Source organism: Mitsuaria sp. BK037 (assembly GCF_014193045.1).
GTDB lineage: Bacteria > Pseudomonadota > Gammaproteobacteria > Burkholderiales > Burkholderiaceae_C > Roseateles.
Genome location: NZ_JACHYS010000003.1, coordinates 967314 through 980865, shown reverse-complemented (window position 1 = coordinate 980865; position 13552 = coordinate 967314). Strand labels below are relative to the sequence as shown.

The window sequence follows — 13552 nt, the reverse complement described above, 5'->3', positions numbered from 1 at the left end:
TGCCGCAAGTTGCGGCAGGCTAGGGTTCATACGTGGGTCAGGTTTGAACGGAAATCAGTGCGGTCGGCGGGTCAGGATTCGGCGGCAATCAACACGGGGTCAGTTTCCATGGAAATGACCCGGGTCAAACACAGCCAGAGCGCAAGCAACATCCACCGCTACGGCCGCCGTCATTGCCCCTAGGAACCGCAACTCTCGGGCGCTAAGGTCTGCGGAACCGCGAATGCTGCTGCTTGCATTCTCTGTCTCATTCATCGCGTTCGCGCCGCTTCGTACGGAGCCTTACGACATCGGGACGCACGCGATCGACGCGGCGCACTTCACCGGCCCTAAAGGACGTTGGCCACCAACCGCTCACGCCTAGCCCGATTTTGGCTGCCGAGTGCCAATTCAGACCGGAGCCGGCTTCAGGCTGTGTACGTCGGCTCATGCTGCGGCGGAGCCCGCAACCGCAGCTTGAAGGTCGGCCAATGTCGTCCACCTACGGAACGGTTCACCAACCACCTGTGCGGGATCTAACAACGCATCGAGCAGGCCGCAGGCCTGCTCCTGCAGGGCAACGGAATCGTTCAATCTCTTGAGGGTGTTGTAGGGCTTGTTGGCCGCCGCTTCTTCCCCGAACAGCGCAACCTCGAAGTTGGTCACGGACACGATATGCACGACAGCGCCAGCCGCCGCACCGCTTTCGATCGCATCCCGAATGGAAGTGTTAGCCCCCCAGGCGGGGCTGGCGGTTCCATTCTTGGTCAGCGGCACGTCAGAGTCATGAAGCACGGCATATCTTGCAGAGAACTGATTCAGGATCTTCAGCACGGTGAGAATTGCCCCTTTTCCGCGGGCCCTAACCACATGCAAATTTCGATACTTCGTCGGAAAATTAGCCTTCAATAGCTGGAAGGCTGTGTACTCGGTGTCCCCTTCGACAACAACGACATCCCCACCAAAGAAGAACTCATTCAAGTAGGGATCACAGGCGTTAAGTGCCTTCAGATTTGCACGGTCATCGTCATCCAGCTTAATCTTAGATGGGCGATGCAACGTAACGCTTCTGATTGCGTCGTCCTGTCCGCGTTCAACGCGAATCACCGTCGTATTGTTCTTCGCAAGGTCGATGAACACAGGGGAGTGCGTTGTAATCATCACCTGCCAGTTTTTCGTCTCCGGGAGCGCATAGAGGACTTCGCGGGCCTCACGGATGGCATTCGGATGTAGGCAGATCTCGGGCTCGTCAAGAAGCAGCACGTGCGGCCGTGAACTGGCTGTCTTAGCGGCCTCAGTTTCGGTCAAATACTTAAGCGCGGCCCAGAGCAGCGTCCGCCGTGCGCCGCTGCCCTGTTGCGCCACCTTGCCGAAGTAGCCCCCGTCCGGCCCCATCAGCACTTCAGCGCCGCTTTTGAAAGGCGTATACGCCTTGTCGACGTCGGTTTCCGCCTTAGCATCCAGCTTGATACGATGTTTAGGAAAAACCTTTTCAAGCAGAGTCGAAACCTCCGCCTCAATCTTCTGCATTTCTCCGGTCGCTGAGTCGACCACTCGCTTCTGAAACGCCGAAATTTGCGCAATTAGCAGCTCATAGTCTGATTTATCCTGTGCTGGATCGGTCTTAAACCCCTTGTACTTGTCCATGAGGACATCGATAAGCAGCGATGCAATTTCCTTTGCCTGGATATCCGGTGACGCAAAGGCTTCAATGCGATGGGGCCGAGGCCTTCTAGCGTTCGCGATCGCGGGCGCGCCCCATGGGACGGCTTCGTCCCAGTCCCCCTTCTTTACGTCAAAGCCTCGCCGTTTCGGGTTCTCGCCGGGGTTTGACCACACCCACTGCTCGCGAATCAGCCATTCCCCGTCAGCGGTGGGTGCCAACCATCGGTCACCAGGAGCGTTATCGAACACGATCGTTTGGAGTTCGATCTCGGGCAGTGCCGCTTCCAGAACCTTGCCATTAGGAAAGTCTTCGATCTGGAGCTTGCCCTCGGTAGAGCCTTGCTTCATCGCCACGTCGTACGCGCGCAGGATGCTGCTCTTACCAGCATTGTTCGGCCCAACCAAAACTACAATTTCGTCAAGCTCAATCTCAACCGGCTTGGGGCCGATTGCCCTGAAGTTCTTAGTGATCAGCTTATGAAGCCTTGGGCGCGGAGTCTTGGGGTCTTCCGGCACCAAGGATATGGATGATGCAGCCGTCCCCCCTGCTGCCTTTTTCGCTGTGGCCATTGAGTCCTCCCGGCTCAGTTTCCTAGAGCGTACAACTGCGGCTCTGTGGTCTCAAGTAGAAGGATGGCCTGTGGACCTGGCGCGACGAATCGCGCGCTGCTTGGGAGACCGGGCTCCCAGCCTAAGATCCTGCTTTCGACGCGATACAGCCATCGCACCAGTCTAGAAAACGAGGGCACATCATGCAGATGATTCGAGTGAGCTCTTCCGCTATGGTGGCCGTCGGGTATGACCCTCATACCCGTCGCATGAAGATCACCTTTGTTCAGGGCCACACCTACGATTTCTGCGGCGTGCCTCAGCACGTATTCGACGGACTGATACGAGCGGCTTCGAAAGGCAGCTACTACAACGATCACATCAAGGATCGCTATCCTTGTTGAGGCGGCGGCAGGCTCCGAATATTCCGACCATCCTCGGATGGGTACCGAACCCCGGCTGCATTTGGGTGGTTGCCGCGTTGGGCCGATGCACACAGTGCGCACCGCGTTGATTCACCGGAGTTCGAACGCTTGCAATGCTCGAACGGCATCATGTGACAGATGACCGAGCGGCTGGGTCCGGCGCGCTGGCGAACTTGTGGCCATCGCAGGACGACGCCGATCTGGCGTACGCCCCACTGGCAAACGTTCTTGAGGTTGAGCGCTTCTCATGGACAGCAAAACGCTTGAAGCACGGTTCACCCGTTTCCTCGATGGTCTGCCAGCCGCCGAGTCTATAGACCGACTGCAGCTACCCGATGACGGGAAGAATCGGCGCAAGGCTGACTATCTGCTTGCGAATCGCAAGGTCATCGTCGAGATCAAAACGCTCACGGATGACCCGTCGCACAAGGTTGAAACGTTGGGCGATCAGCATCGGACGCGTGGCGATTGGCCTCTTTTCTATGGCAAGGCCAATGTGCGCAAGGTGCTCTCAAACCTCTCAGACGGCGACGCCATTTACAAGAGGCTGGTCAACGCGCTGGGGCGGTCAGTCGAAACTGTAGTCCGCTCCGCGGAAGAACAGGTGACGCACACTCGCCGCGCACTTGATCTTCCAGACGCCGCAGGCGTGCTTCTGATATTGAACGATTCCATCGAGATCCTCGACCCCTATGTGGTTGGTCATCGCGTCGCACAGCTACTGCGACGCCCCCGCACGGGAAAAAGCGAAGCGGAGAAGCTGGACTTTGTATGCCTTTGCTTTGAGTGCCATTCCGTCGGAGCCGTCGAAGGCCGGCCCGCAGCCCCGTTCATGCTGATCGACAACGACATTGCCCGGAGGTTTCCTTGGTTCAAGGACTTCCATCACGACCTGGTACAGAAGTGGGCTGTCGCGAATGGCGGCGTCAGCGGGTCAAGCGAAATCTCGGATGCGTCGGAGCTGAAGTTCATGACGATGCGGGCGGCGCTTGAAGCGCCGCCCGCACAGCTTCCCAGGCACGAGTGGTGGCGCCGCGAGTACCGAGCCCACCCTTATCTCCGCTCGCTGCGAGACGAACATCTGCTCCAAAAAGGTTCGGACATCATGCGGCGGACCCTTCCACACTTCGTAGAAGGCGGTCCGGGCTACGTCGAGGATGTTGTTCTTCCACTGATGGAAGAGTTCACGCACTTTCTTGAAGAGATGAATTTTCGTGGCCTCGACATGCGGCGTGTTCCAAGACCTTGATCGACATGGCCGGTCGAACTCATACAGCTCTGCTCGTGCTTTGCTCGGTCGAGATGACTCGCGGCAGCGGTCCCAATACCGTCAAAGAGCTGCTGTGGCGCACGGCGGCTATCGCTGTCCGAGCACATCACGATTGACAGAAGAAGCCTAGGCCGTACGCTCCGCCTGGCTAGCCCACCACTCGGCGCTGTTGTTAACCCGGCGGCCTTGCTGGGCAGCCATTCCAAAAAATCAGGGAGAGGTTCATGGACTACTCGATCCAGGCGTTTTGGCGCCCAAAGTTTGCGTCAGTCGCCCCTCAACGCCACGCGGGCGTGCTTAAGGGATGGAGCCCCGTGCTCGAACACGCGCCGTCCTTCGTTGAAGCCAGTCTCTCGTTGCGAGACGGCTTCGATGACCTGACGCAGAGCGTCTGGATGATTGCGGCTTCCGGGGCGGTGGGTAAGTCGACGTTGGCTCGGGAGATCTGCGCTGTCACGAACGCCGTTTACCTGGACCTGTCGATTGCCGCGACCGTCGCGGGCAACTACCTTGTCGGCGGCTTGGTCAACGCTGGCCTCTGGAACTCTTGGCAAGCCGGCACCTCGACGCTGCTTGTCGACGCTCTCGATGAGGCCAGGCTGCGCGTCACCCAGTCATCGTTCGAGGACTTCCTGACCGACGTGGCCAACGTCGCCGGCAAGCGCGGCGTGCCGGTCGTGCTGCTCGGGCGGGTTGGGATCGTCGAAGAAGCGTGGACCATCCTCAATGAGCGTGCTGGCCTGACGCCGCCGATCTTCGACATCCAGTTGTTCAACGCAGACCGAGCCAAGGACTTTGTCCTTGCCGCGCTGCAGCGGCTGTCGAGCGCCACTGAAGAGGAGCCGCCTCGCAAGCTTTTCCCACACCTTGCCACGACGCTCGCCACGCATGATTCGGTGTACCGCGACGCTGCAGATTTTCTCGTGCAGCACCTCACGGATGTCACACATGCCGACGGACCGCAATTCGCGGGTTACGCCCCGGTGCTAGAAGCGGTGGCCACCGTGATCGCATCGGAGCCAAACCCGGCCAAGATCAGCGATGCCACCCGTTCAATCCTTGAAGGGCAGGTACTCGGTCGCGTGACCTCACAGGTCATGATCCGCGAGTCTGGAAAGCTCGCCACACAGCTGGCGGAGAGCGTTGCTGGCTTCGATGCCACAGGCCTCTACGGTCCAGGCGAGCAACTAGCTCGGCTCGCGTCACGCATCTTCAAGACGGGCAAACCACAAATCCCGGTCGGCCTTCCCCAGCATGCCGTGGCGCCATATGAGCAGGCGGTAGAAAGCTTGCTGCCCCAGCACCCGTTCCTGGATACCAAGGAACTCAAGCCTTCCAGTGCCGTCTTTGGAGCCAGCATTCTGGCTGCGGCACTGACGAGCGATGATCATGATGTCGCCAAGGCCGCCGAGCGCTTCGCTGGCAGCGGCCCCAACACGCCTAATCCTTTCCTGCTCGAGTTCTACCGCGAGGCCGCTGGCAATGGCCCCATTCCGGCCTCCCATGTCGGTCTTCTCTACGCGTCGCTGGAAGCCATGGCTGGCGCGGGCGACATCGTACGACTCTCAGCGGACGGCGAGGATGCGCTCGACGTCGAGATGGCGCTGGTCCAGCAATCCGGTTCAGAAAAGCACTACGAGTTCAAGACAGTGCCAGGCGGCGTGCTCCGCTTCGGCCGAAGGGTGACCGGCATCAACGTCGACGCCGAGAACACTGAGGTCGAGTGCGGCGAAGGGGGCCAGCTCGAACTCGCGGCGCCCATTGCCCTACGCGCTGGCGCTCTCGTCATGAATTGCAGCGAGCTGGTCGTCAAGCCGGACCCCGCAACGGCTGCGATCGACCAGACCATTGTTTTGGAGGCGCGCGAGGCGCTGACAGAAGGCGGCTTGCGCCCGCCCCTCGTGCGACACGGCGCAATCCTACAGGTCATCTGGCCCGGATCTAAGGCTTACCCCTGGACTCCCTTCTCGACCGAGGAGGCAGAAGATCCGGATCCGCGCATGGCAGACGCCCAGCGGGCACTGCGCCGGCTGTGCATCTCCTTTCGCTCACACAGCAAAGGCCGCCTTGCTCGTTTCAGAGGCAAGGTGGAGCACTTTCGCATGACCAAGGGTTCGCTCGGCGAAGCCCTGCGACGGCGCTTGGTCGACGACAAGGTGCTCTCTTTGGAAGGCGCGATGTATTTCCTCGAACCCGATGCCTTGGGGCGCATCGTGGGAGTGGGGTTTCAGGATCTGAAGGTCAAGCATTACCCTGCCAAATGTCGCGTGTATCTTCAAGCCGTGCTCGATAGCTTGGCCTGACAAGGAGCCGGCCGGCCCGCAAGGTTGTCTCGACGAGAAGGCAAGACCGATCCGGCTCGGCCATGCTGGTCACGCGGCGCAGGCCTCCATTCGATCGGTGGTGGGTCGGCCTGATGTTCCTCGCTCTCGCTCTCGGCGCGACGCTCTCGCTCGTACTGTGGGGCGTGTAGTAGGCGCTTGCATGAGCCATAGGCGGCTGGGCGCACCGCTTAAGTTTCATCTTGAACGAAACGGATTCCGGAAAGTTCAATCTTCAGTGAGACGGCGGTTCAAGGTGCTGTGAGGTGGTCGCGGCTAAGCCCGTGGGCCCCTGGGCAGCTAGTTTCGGCTTGAGTGAGAACCGACACTGGGAGAGCCCCGGCGCTCATAGGCGCCTTCTGGGGATTCGTTCCTCCGCTACGCCGGCGGCGTACGGGCAACTACCGCCGAAGCACGGTGAGCAGGTAGCGCAAGTCACCGGTTGGCGAGCGTCGCTGGCGAAACTAGTTCCATATTCGCTTGCCTCGGATGGACAAGAGTGCGCAACCTCAAGTCCCCTCCCTGCTGGGATCGCCGGCTGAAGACCAGAAAGCCGATTTGCTGTCACGGTCCGCTCTCTTGAAGACCAGTTCACCGTTCCGATTCCGGCCGTAGCTCACTGTCCTGTAATCCTTAAAGAGTTCGTCCCGCATGTATTCCAGAGCCGGCCTAAGAGAGCCGGGCCTTGTCAAAAAATCGATGATCCAAAGACTGTCGCCTTCGTTCCATTCGAAGTCATGCAGTTCCAAGCGTTTGGTTCTTATAACTCGACACTCCACATCGGGAACCAATAAGGCCCACACAACAAACCCGGTGCACTGCCCAAACCCGTTATAGAACACCTTCGTCTGACCCAGGCCATGCGCGAACGACAGCGCATGCGAAAAACGCGCCAAAGACGTTCCACCATGGCTGGGTCGAGCACCAGCGAACCGCACTATGGCACCTATATCTTCATTGGCGCGTCGATGATTGATATCGGCCTCGCCTTTCACGCCCGCTACGTCGTAGTACATTTCATCTGGAAAGAGCTTGACAGGACCAAGGATGTTAGTCAGAGAGGATATGAACGGCGTTTTTGATGATCGAATCTATAAAATCGCCGACCCCGGAAAGGTCTTTCTCGAATTTTCGCAACCCATCGTAGATTGACTCGCGCACAAGAAAGCTGAGGGACCTGTTCAATCTCAGACACCGTTGAAGTGCGGGAGTGCGTAGACTCCGCATATATTCAGCAGGTTGCTGCCCTCGGTAGGCGAAATACAGGGCATCCAGACAACGTGACAAGGTATCGGCCAGAACAGGATCGCCCAAACTTTCCCTTAAAGTTGTCGATCCGCCCAGCTCCCTCCCTACATACGCGCGCAATGCTTCGTTGAGATCGTGCCAGCCTATCGATTGAAGCGGAGCTGCCGACGTATTGACGGTATCAAACCCTTCTTTCAATATATATCGTCGACTACCTCTCAATGCAATTTCCCGCATACACCGGTACGCATCATCAAGCAGCCTCCTCGGCATCAATAGAAGTGCATCCTCCGGAATCCCGGACAGCTTTGAGAACTCTATAGCCAAGCAAGCATCGTGGTGACAGCGGAATTCCTGCAAGAGTTCCAATGTCGGAACAATCTTGTAGTCTGATGGCCGGGGAAGATAGCGCTCCAGCTGCTGGCGCATGCTCAAGAGAATTCTTTCAATATATTCGCCCTGATTCCAAATATCAGCCCCGCCCGGCTTTGGCGCCCCGATGCGGCGCCGATAAGCCGGTACAGCCGTGCATGTGCCAAAGTCAAGGAAGCGGCCGTCCAGCGCGATGTTTGATGCACTCAGCCCTCCATGGAATATGCGCTTCGCGTGTGCTGCGGCAAGCTGCTTGGCAAAACGTGCGGCGATGGCAAGCAGTCCTTCATTGATCTCGGTCCGCTCCACGCCGAGTTCGCGTTCCAAAATTTCCGGAAGCCTTTGCGCAGCAAATCGAACTCGAGCGCTATCGTTCGAGATTCCAAATTCCGGATGAGGGCGAAAATGTATGTTTCGCAGGAAGTGCGCAGGACGCCAGGCGAAACGGCGCAACAGGATGACGCGAGGTACTGATGGCGGACTTCCAGGTTTTGCAAAAGCGGCTCTGGCGAATGTTCCGGTGGACATTAGTGCCAGCGTCGGCACGGCGCCGTAGGGAAGCACCTCGCCACATATTGAACTCATTATGGCCTCGTGACCCGCATCCAGAAGATCGATGGTGCCGCCCGAATGCAATATCTCTGGTTCGCTACCCGGCCTTGCACCGTATAGCGGGGTCAACCCAACGCCCTTAATTTGGACGTCCGAACTCGTAGCGCAGCGGGCGCTTCCTCCGCAGAATCCGATGCCTTCGCCACCGTATCGATCGGAAAACAGCGAAACTGCGTCAGTTCTATGCGCGGCGTCTGGGAACTCCGGAATGACACAGCAATAGTCTTTCAGCTCAAGTTCCGTAAAATGATTTCCGCTCCACGTCCAATGCACCGTTGGTCGTGCACACCGCTCCAGCTTCACGGCGACGGAGAGAGGCGAATTTCCAAGAACAACCGTCATGAACTCATTCTGCTTGTGAGGCGATTCAACTGAAAAGTTGGGGACGCTAGGGTTTCACTTTATGTCAGCTTGCGCCCCGCCAAGCCTTTCCGATCCTGGAGGGATCGCAGCAGGAGTAGAACCGTCGCGACTACCGCAAACCGCTTCACCGCTGTGAAATAGTCAATTGCTTCATTGAATAGGAGCCCGGCGAACCATGAATCGCTGCCGCCGGTCAGCAGGCCGGACCAGATGTTTGACCACGAGTGAACTAAAACAGGAGCCCACAATACCTTGCTTGCCTGATAGACCAGCCCCAACAACAACCCCACGCAGAAGAATCCGAAGAAGTTCAACCACGACGCCCTTGCCGCTTCTCCATGAAACAGTGCAAACACGGCGGACTGAAAAATAAGACATACCAGCGCCGGCGAATTCGAGTACTGCAACAGTATTCTCAGCAGCATGCCCCTGAACAAAAACTCCTCTATCGCGGCGGCGACAATCACTATTGCCACAGATATGGGAAGAAGCTCCCAGCGCATGATGCCGTTGATCGCGACGTCTTTCCGAGAGGCCCAGGCGAGCACGATTGAAATGACGGGGATTGCTATTACAGGAATAATTGCATGCATGAATCCTGATAGGCTGACTCCTCTCGAAAAGAAGAGGGCCTCCGTGCTCGACTTTGATATAAGAGGCGGGGCGCTTTTATATGCGAGGTAGATTGCGCCAGAAACGGCGAACTGCACGCCTAAAAAGAGAGAAGTCTTAAATAGGTAGCTCCCCTTCGCAGGCCCAACCATTCTCATGGAAGCGTCCGAAATGACATGAGAGCACCCAACCACGAAGGTGACTGCGGCAAAAAAAACAATGATGCACGCGACGACCCTCAATGCACTGGCAGCTATTCTTTTCATAGCGAAATCATGAATAGTAGGTCGCTCGTACCCGATGGTCGCCAGGAGCCGATCGCCGGGAAAGGCGGGGCCGGAACTCTCGCCGTCCCAGACATTGGGCAGCGATCATGCGCATGACTTCGCTGGACGCGTCCAAATTTCCAACCAACAGTAAATATGGCCGCACTACGGCGGCCATATGAATGGCAACTTGTATTAAGCCGTCATTCAGAAAAGGCAAATCCAATGGGCTTCGATCCAATTGCTACCGTTAGCCCCGAGGCATCGAATCACGTCGTCGCGGCTGACAATTTCGCCGGTGTAGTGATAATTGTCGCCCATGCCGGTTGCACCGACTTCACCACCAGAAATTGCATCAAATTCGGTCGCTTCAATAAGTCGCACAATAGTTTCCTCCAAAGAAATAGATCGAAAGCGGTCGATCCGTCCGAATCTTCGCGAGAAACAACCTCGCTCAGAATCTCTTTCCCTTCAAGGCCAACACCGGCTAGTGCATCCAAATTCATGCCAGTTGCCAGTTCCGCTTGTTTTCCGCAGGTGTGAACCCAGCCTCCCTTGCGCATGTGCCTTGTTAGTCCTTTTTCTTTCCACGCAAAAAAGTCTAAGAGAGGAGGGACAGGTTCAAATTCCCCCCAGAAGGAGGAGAAACTAGGCGAAAAGACGGATCCGTCAAAAAGCCCTTTTGTCTTTCGCTGAAGTTGTGGACCGTTCAGCGCGCTTGCTGTAGAGCCCGGACATTCACGAGCCGTGGTAGCGCTTCTTTCCTCACGCCCACGGCGTGTCTGCAAAGCGCTGGCCCACCTCGCCCTGTGCTGCGGACCATTGCTTTCTTGCCCGGTTTCTTGCTGCGCTTCCGAGCCAAGGGCTCGATGCCAACCGCGTGCGCACCCCAACAGCGCGCAACCCAGGCGGTTCCGGCCCACGCGCACCGTTCGCGCGCCAAGATGCTCGAGCGGGTCTCCCAAGCCTCCCGGCTCAGTTCGCGCCACCCGCCTCCGTCCGCTCACGATGAATCCGAGCACTCTGATGCTTCTCCGCCCGATTCACCGCGATCTGCTCGCCGCGCGCGATGTGCCCGTTGTGCGCCGCGACCGCTTCCTTGTGACTGACTTCCGCTTGTCCGCGCTCCAGCTGCCCCACCTCCCGGCGAGACAGCGAGCCGTCCTGCAGTCCCGACTCGATGCGGCGCTGCTGGTTGATGTTGTGCTGCACGTCGGCCTCCATGCGCTTGGCCGATCGGGAATTGGGAGACGCCACCTGGCCATTGCTCTCCAGCCGGGTGATGTCGGCGCTGGCCCGGTTCTGCGCGGCTCGCAGGCGAGCGCGCTCCGCGTCCGACAGATGCCCATCCTTCAACTCCCGCGATTGCAGCTTGTCGATGCGGCCTTCCTCGCGTTCGAGCTTGCCGGCTTCCTGCACGGTCAACTCGCCGCTCTTCAATCCGTCTTCGATGCGGCGCTGTTGATTGACGTCGCGCTGCACGGTCGTGGCCGTGGACTGCGCGAAGCTGGCGCTGCACACCGCGATCAGCGCCGAGACGGCCAGCAGTCGAGCATTGAGCTTCATATCGATCCTTCCATTCCGATTCGTTGAGAAGAGAGGCCGATGGCCCCACGGCCAGTCAACGTCCCCCGCCGCGAACCAGCGGACAGCAAAGCTGGTGCAGTCGGTCGCGAATGGGTAAAGAAGTCCGAAGTGATGAAGCCCGGGTCGACGAAGGATCAAGCGCGCGTGAAGACGCAATCGCAGCAGGCCAAGTCAGGCTCGCCACCAGCGGCGCCCGCGGCATGGCACCTGAGGCCTGGACTGCCCATTCGCCTCAGGTGCCGCCATCACGACGCCGCGCTCAGGGCTGCGCGGTGACCGCGTTCAGCGACGATTCCTCGACGACCTGACCGGCGCTGTTGGTGTGCCGCACGCGGATCACGCCGAAGCCCTTCGCGAACCACAAGGTCGACGGACCGTCCTCGCCCGCGGCGGCGGCCTGGGTCTTGATCCGGCAGGTGTCGGCGAAGGTCTTGCCGGCCAGCGTCAGCGTTTCAAAGCCCTCGAAGGTCCAGGTTTCCTCCAGCGCTTCGGTGTCGGTCTGCCCGGCCTGCGGGCCGGTCAGCTGCTGCACCGTGTCGGTGTACTTCAGGACCGTCGATTGGCCGGCCTGCAAGGTCAGCGGCAACAGGAAGGCTGCGGAATGGACGGTCTTGGCCTGCGCCGTGCCGGACTCGTCGTACTCGACGAGTCCCCAGAAGCGGATGCCGTTCGACTCCGGGGACCAGTAGGTCGCGGCACTCCGGATGTCGGTGGTGCCGGCGAACTCCACGCTGCCATTGCGGGCAGCCCCGTCGAAGCTCTCGTTCACGACGAGGACCTTGCCGGAGGTGCTTCCCCCATCGGGGTCGGTCATGGTGTACGCCGTGCCGGGTGTCAGGTTGAAGCAAGCGGCCAAGGTCGGTCCGGTCGGTGCAACCGGGGCGTCCGGTGCCGGCGGCGTGGCGGGAGAGGCGTCGTCATCGCCGCCACCGCAGGCGGCCAGAACGGCGCAGAGGACGGTCGTGAGGAAAAGGTGCTTCGTGTGCGGGGCGTGGGAGCGTGCGGTCTGCATGGGCGTGCTTCGTTGAACGTGCGTTGGTACGGCTTGTTTCGGGGATGTCTGATGACGTCGCCCAGTTTGCGCAAGCGCCGCGCGGCCGTTCGAAAGGAACTCCAAAGCTTGAACAACCGATCCATCGCCCACCTCCAACCACGTCATCACCGAGTCACCACCCACGGCTCCAAGGCGACCTGAACGTGGCGACGGCGACAACGTTCGTTCGACAATCGCGCATCCCAACATCCGGCCACGTCCGTGAGCGGTGAGATCTTCGTCTTCGGACGCTGCGAGGTACGCGTGGCGCAGCGGCAAGTCCTGCTCGAGGGCCATCTCCGGCCGCTTGAGCCCTTGCCTTTCGACCTGCTGGTCTACCTGATTCGCTGGCGGCATCAAGTCGTCACGAAAGCCCGTCTGCTCGACGAGGTGTGGCGCAACCGGCACCTCGGCGAAGCCGTGATCTCGGTGGCGGTGCAGAAGGCGCGACTGGCGATCGGCGACAGCAGCAGGCGAGCGAGGCTGCTCGTCACCGTGCCACGACGAGGCTATCGCTTCGTCGGTGAGCCGGACGCGCCGCGGATGCTGGAGAACGTCCACCCGGGCACCGCGCCGCAGCAGCCTGCCTCCCTGCTCCTGGCCAATCGGCCACTGCTGCTTGCGCCGCAAGTCGACGGGTCGCTGATCGGATGGCTGGAGCGCCTGGCCCGCGCCGACGACGCCGCGGCGCTGACGGTCGCCACTCGACTGCTGGAGCAGGCGCATGCGGCGGGACTCGTCCCGATGGAAGCCGCGGTGCATCGCGTGCTGGCCCGCCTGCATGAGCGCCAGGGCGCCTCCTGCCTGGCGCGGCTGCACATCAACGAGGTCATGCGCCTGATGGCCTCCGAGGCACCGCCCTGGGAGGCTCGCGATGGTCGCCATCTCCTGTACCACGCCCTCGATCAGTCGCCCGATCCGATCTTCATCAAGGACCAGGCGCATCGGTGGGTGTTCCTCAACCGGGCGTTCTGCCGCCTCATCGGCCAGGCGCGCGAGGACCTCCTCGGCAAGTCCGACTACGACTTCTTCCCCGAGCGACAGGCCGACGTCTTCTGGCAGCAGGACGACATGGTGCTGCGGTCCCGCGAGGAAAGCACCAACGAGGAAGTCATCACGCCCGCGCGGGGCGCGACCCACATCGCCACCACGACGAAGGCGATCCTGGTCGACGACAGCCGGGAGAGCTTCCTGATCGGCACGCTGCGGTGCCGGCAGCACGTGTAGGCGCTGGATCCCGAGGGCACGGG

General features: G+C 59.8%; 11 protein-coding genes. 4 read left to right on the top strand and 7 right to left on the bottom strand.

Annotation, left to right across the window (positions count from 1 at the left end; all coding sequences use genetic code 11):
• Nucleotides 1-426 precede the first annotated feature (426 nt).
• Nucleotides 427-2214: an ATP-dependent endonuclease gene (locus FHT37_RS21010; protein ID WP_183484121.1), complete on the bottom strand. Its 1788-nt coding sequence runs from the start codon at nucleotides 2212-2214 to the stop codon at nucleotides 427-429.
• A 182-nt stretch (nucleotides 2215-2396) separates the two neighbouring features.
• On the opposite strand from FHT37_RS21010, the gene FHT37_RS21005 reads away from it, so the two are divergent.
• The 3 genes from FHT37_RS21005 (at nucleotide 2397) to FHT37_RS20995 (ending at nucleotide 6191) form a co-directional block, all read left to right on the top strand.
• Nucleotides 2397-2597, top strand: a complete 201-nt coding sequence (locus FHT37_RS21005; protein WP_183484118.1) for a KTSC domain-containing protein — start codon at nucleotides 2397-2399, stop codon at nucleotides 2595-2597.
• A 268-nt stretch (nucleotides 2598-2865) separates the two neighbouring features.
• Nucleotides 2866-3867, top strand: coding sequence for a hypothetical protein (locus tag FHT37_RS21000; RefSeq protein WP_183484116.1), 1002 nt, complete (start codon nucleotides 2866-2868; stop codon nucleotides 3865-3867).
• 245 nt (nucleotides 3868-4112) lie between these two features.
• Nucleotides 4113-6191, top strand: coding sequence for a hypothetical protein (locus FHT37_RS20995; protein WP_183484113.1), 2079 nt, complete (start codon nucleotides 4113-4115; stop codon nucleotides 6189-6191).
• Between the two features lie 527 nt (nucleotides 6192-6718).
• Here FHT37_RS20995 and FHT37_RS20990 read toward each other — a convergent pair.
• From FHT37_RS20990 to FHT37_RS20965, 6 genes are all read right to left on the bottom strand, one after another.
• On the bottom strand, nucleotides 6719-7225 hold the full coding sequence (locus tag FHT37_RS20990; RefSeq protein ID WP_183484110.1) for a toxin-activating lysine-acyltransferase: 507 nt from the start codon (nucleotides 7223-7225) through the stop codon (nucleotides 6719-6721).
• A gap of 34 nt (nucleotides 7226-7259) precedes the next feature.
• On the bottom strand, nucleotides 7260-8783 hold the full coding sequence (locus tag FHT37_RS20985; RefSeq protein WP_183484107.1) for a hypothetical protein: 1524 nt from the start codon (nucleotides 8781-8783) through the stop codon (nucleotides 7260-7262).
• 59 nt (nucleotides 8784-8842) lie between these two features.
• The gene (locus FHT37_RS20980; protein ID WP_183484103.1) at nucleotides 8843-9682 is read right to left on the bottom strand and encodes a CPBP family intramembrane glutamic endopeptidase; all 840 of its coding nucleotides are present in this window, start codon (nucleotides 9680-9682) and stop codon (nucleotides 8843-8845) included.
• A gap of 269 nt (nucleotides 9683-9951) precedes the next feature.
• A complete protein-coding gene (locus FHT37_RS20975) occupies nucleotides 9952-10245 on the bottom strand; it encodes a hypothetical protein (protein WP_183484100.1) in 294 nt (97 codons plus the stop codon).
• Nucleotides 10246-10657: 412 nt separating this feature from the next.
• Nucleotides 10658-11248, bottom strand: coding sequence for a hypothetical protein (locus FHT37_RS20970; RefSeq protein ID WP_091731115.1), 591 nt, complete (start codon nucleotides 11246-11248; stop codon nucleotides 10658-10660).
• Between the two features lie 280 nt (nucleotides 11249-11528).
• On the bottom strand, nucleotides 11529-12083 hold the full coding sequence (locus tag FHT37_RS20965; protein ID WP_183484097.1) for a hypothetical protein: 555 nt from the start codon (nucleotides 12081-12083) through the stop codon (nucleotides 11529-11531).
• Between the two features lie 441 nt (nucleotides 12084-12524).
• Between FHT37_RS20965 and FHT37_RS20960 the strand changes: the two genes are divergently transcribed.
• Nucleotides 12525-13529, top strand: a complete 1005-nt coding sequence (locus FHT37_RS20960; RefSeq protein WP_183484094.1) for a PAS domain-containing protein — start codon at nucleotides 12525-12527, stop codon at nucleotides 13527-13529.
• Nucleotides 13530-13552 lie beyond the last annotated feature (23 nt).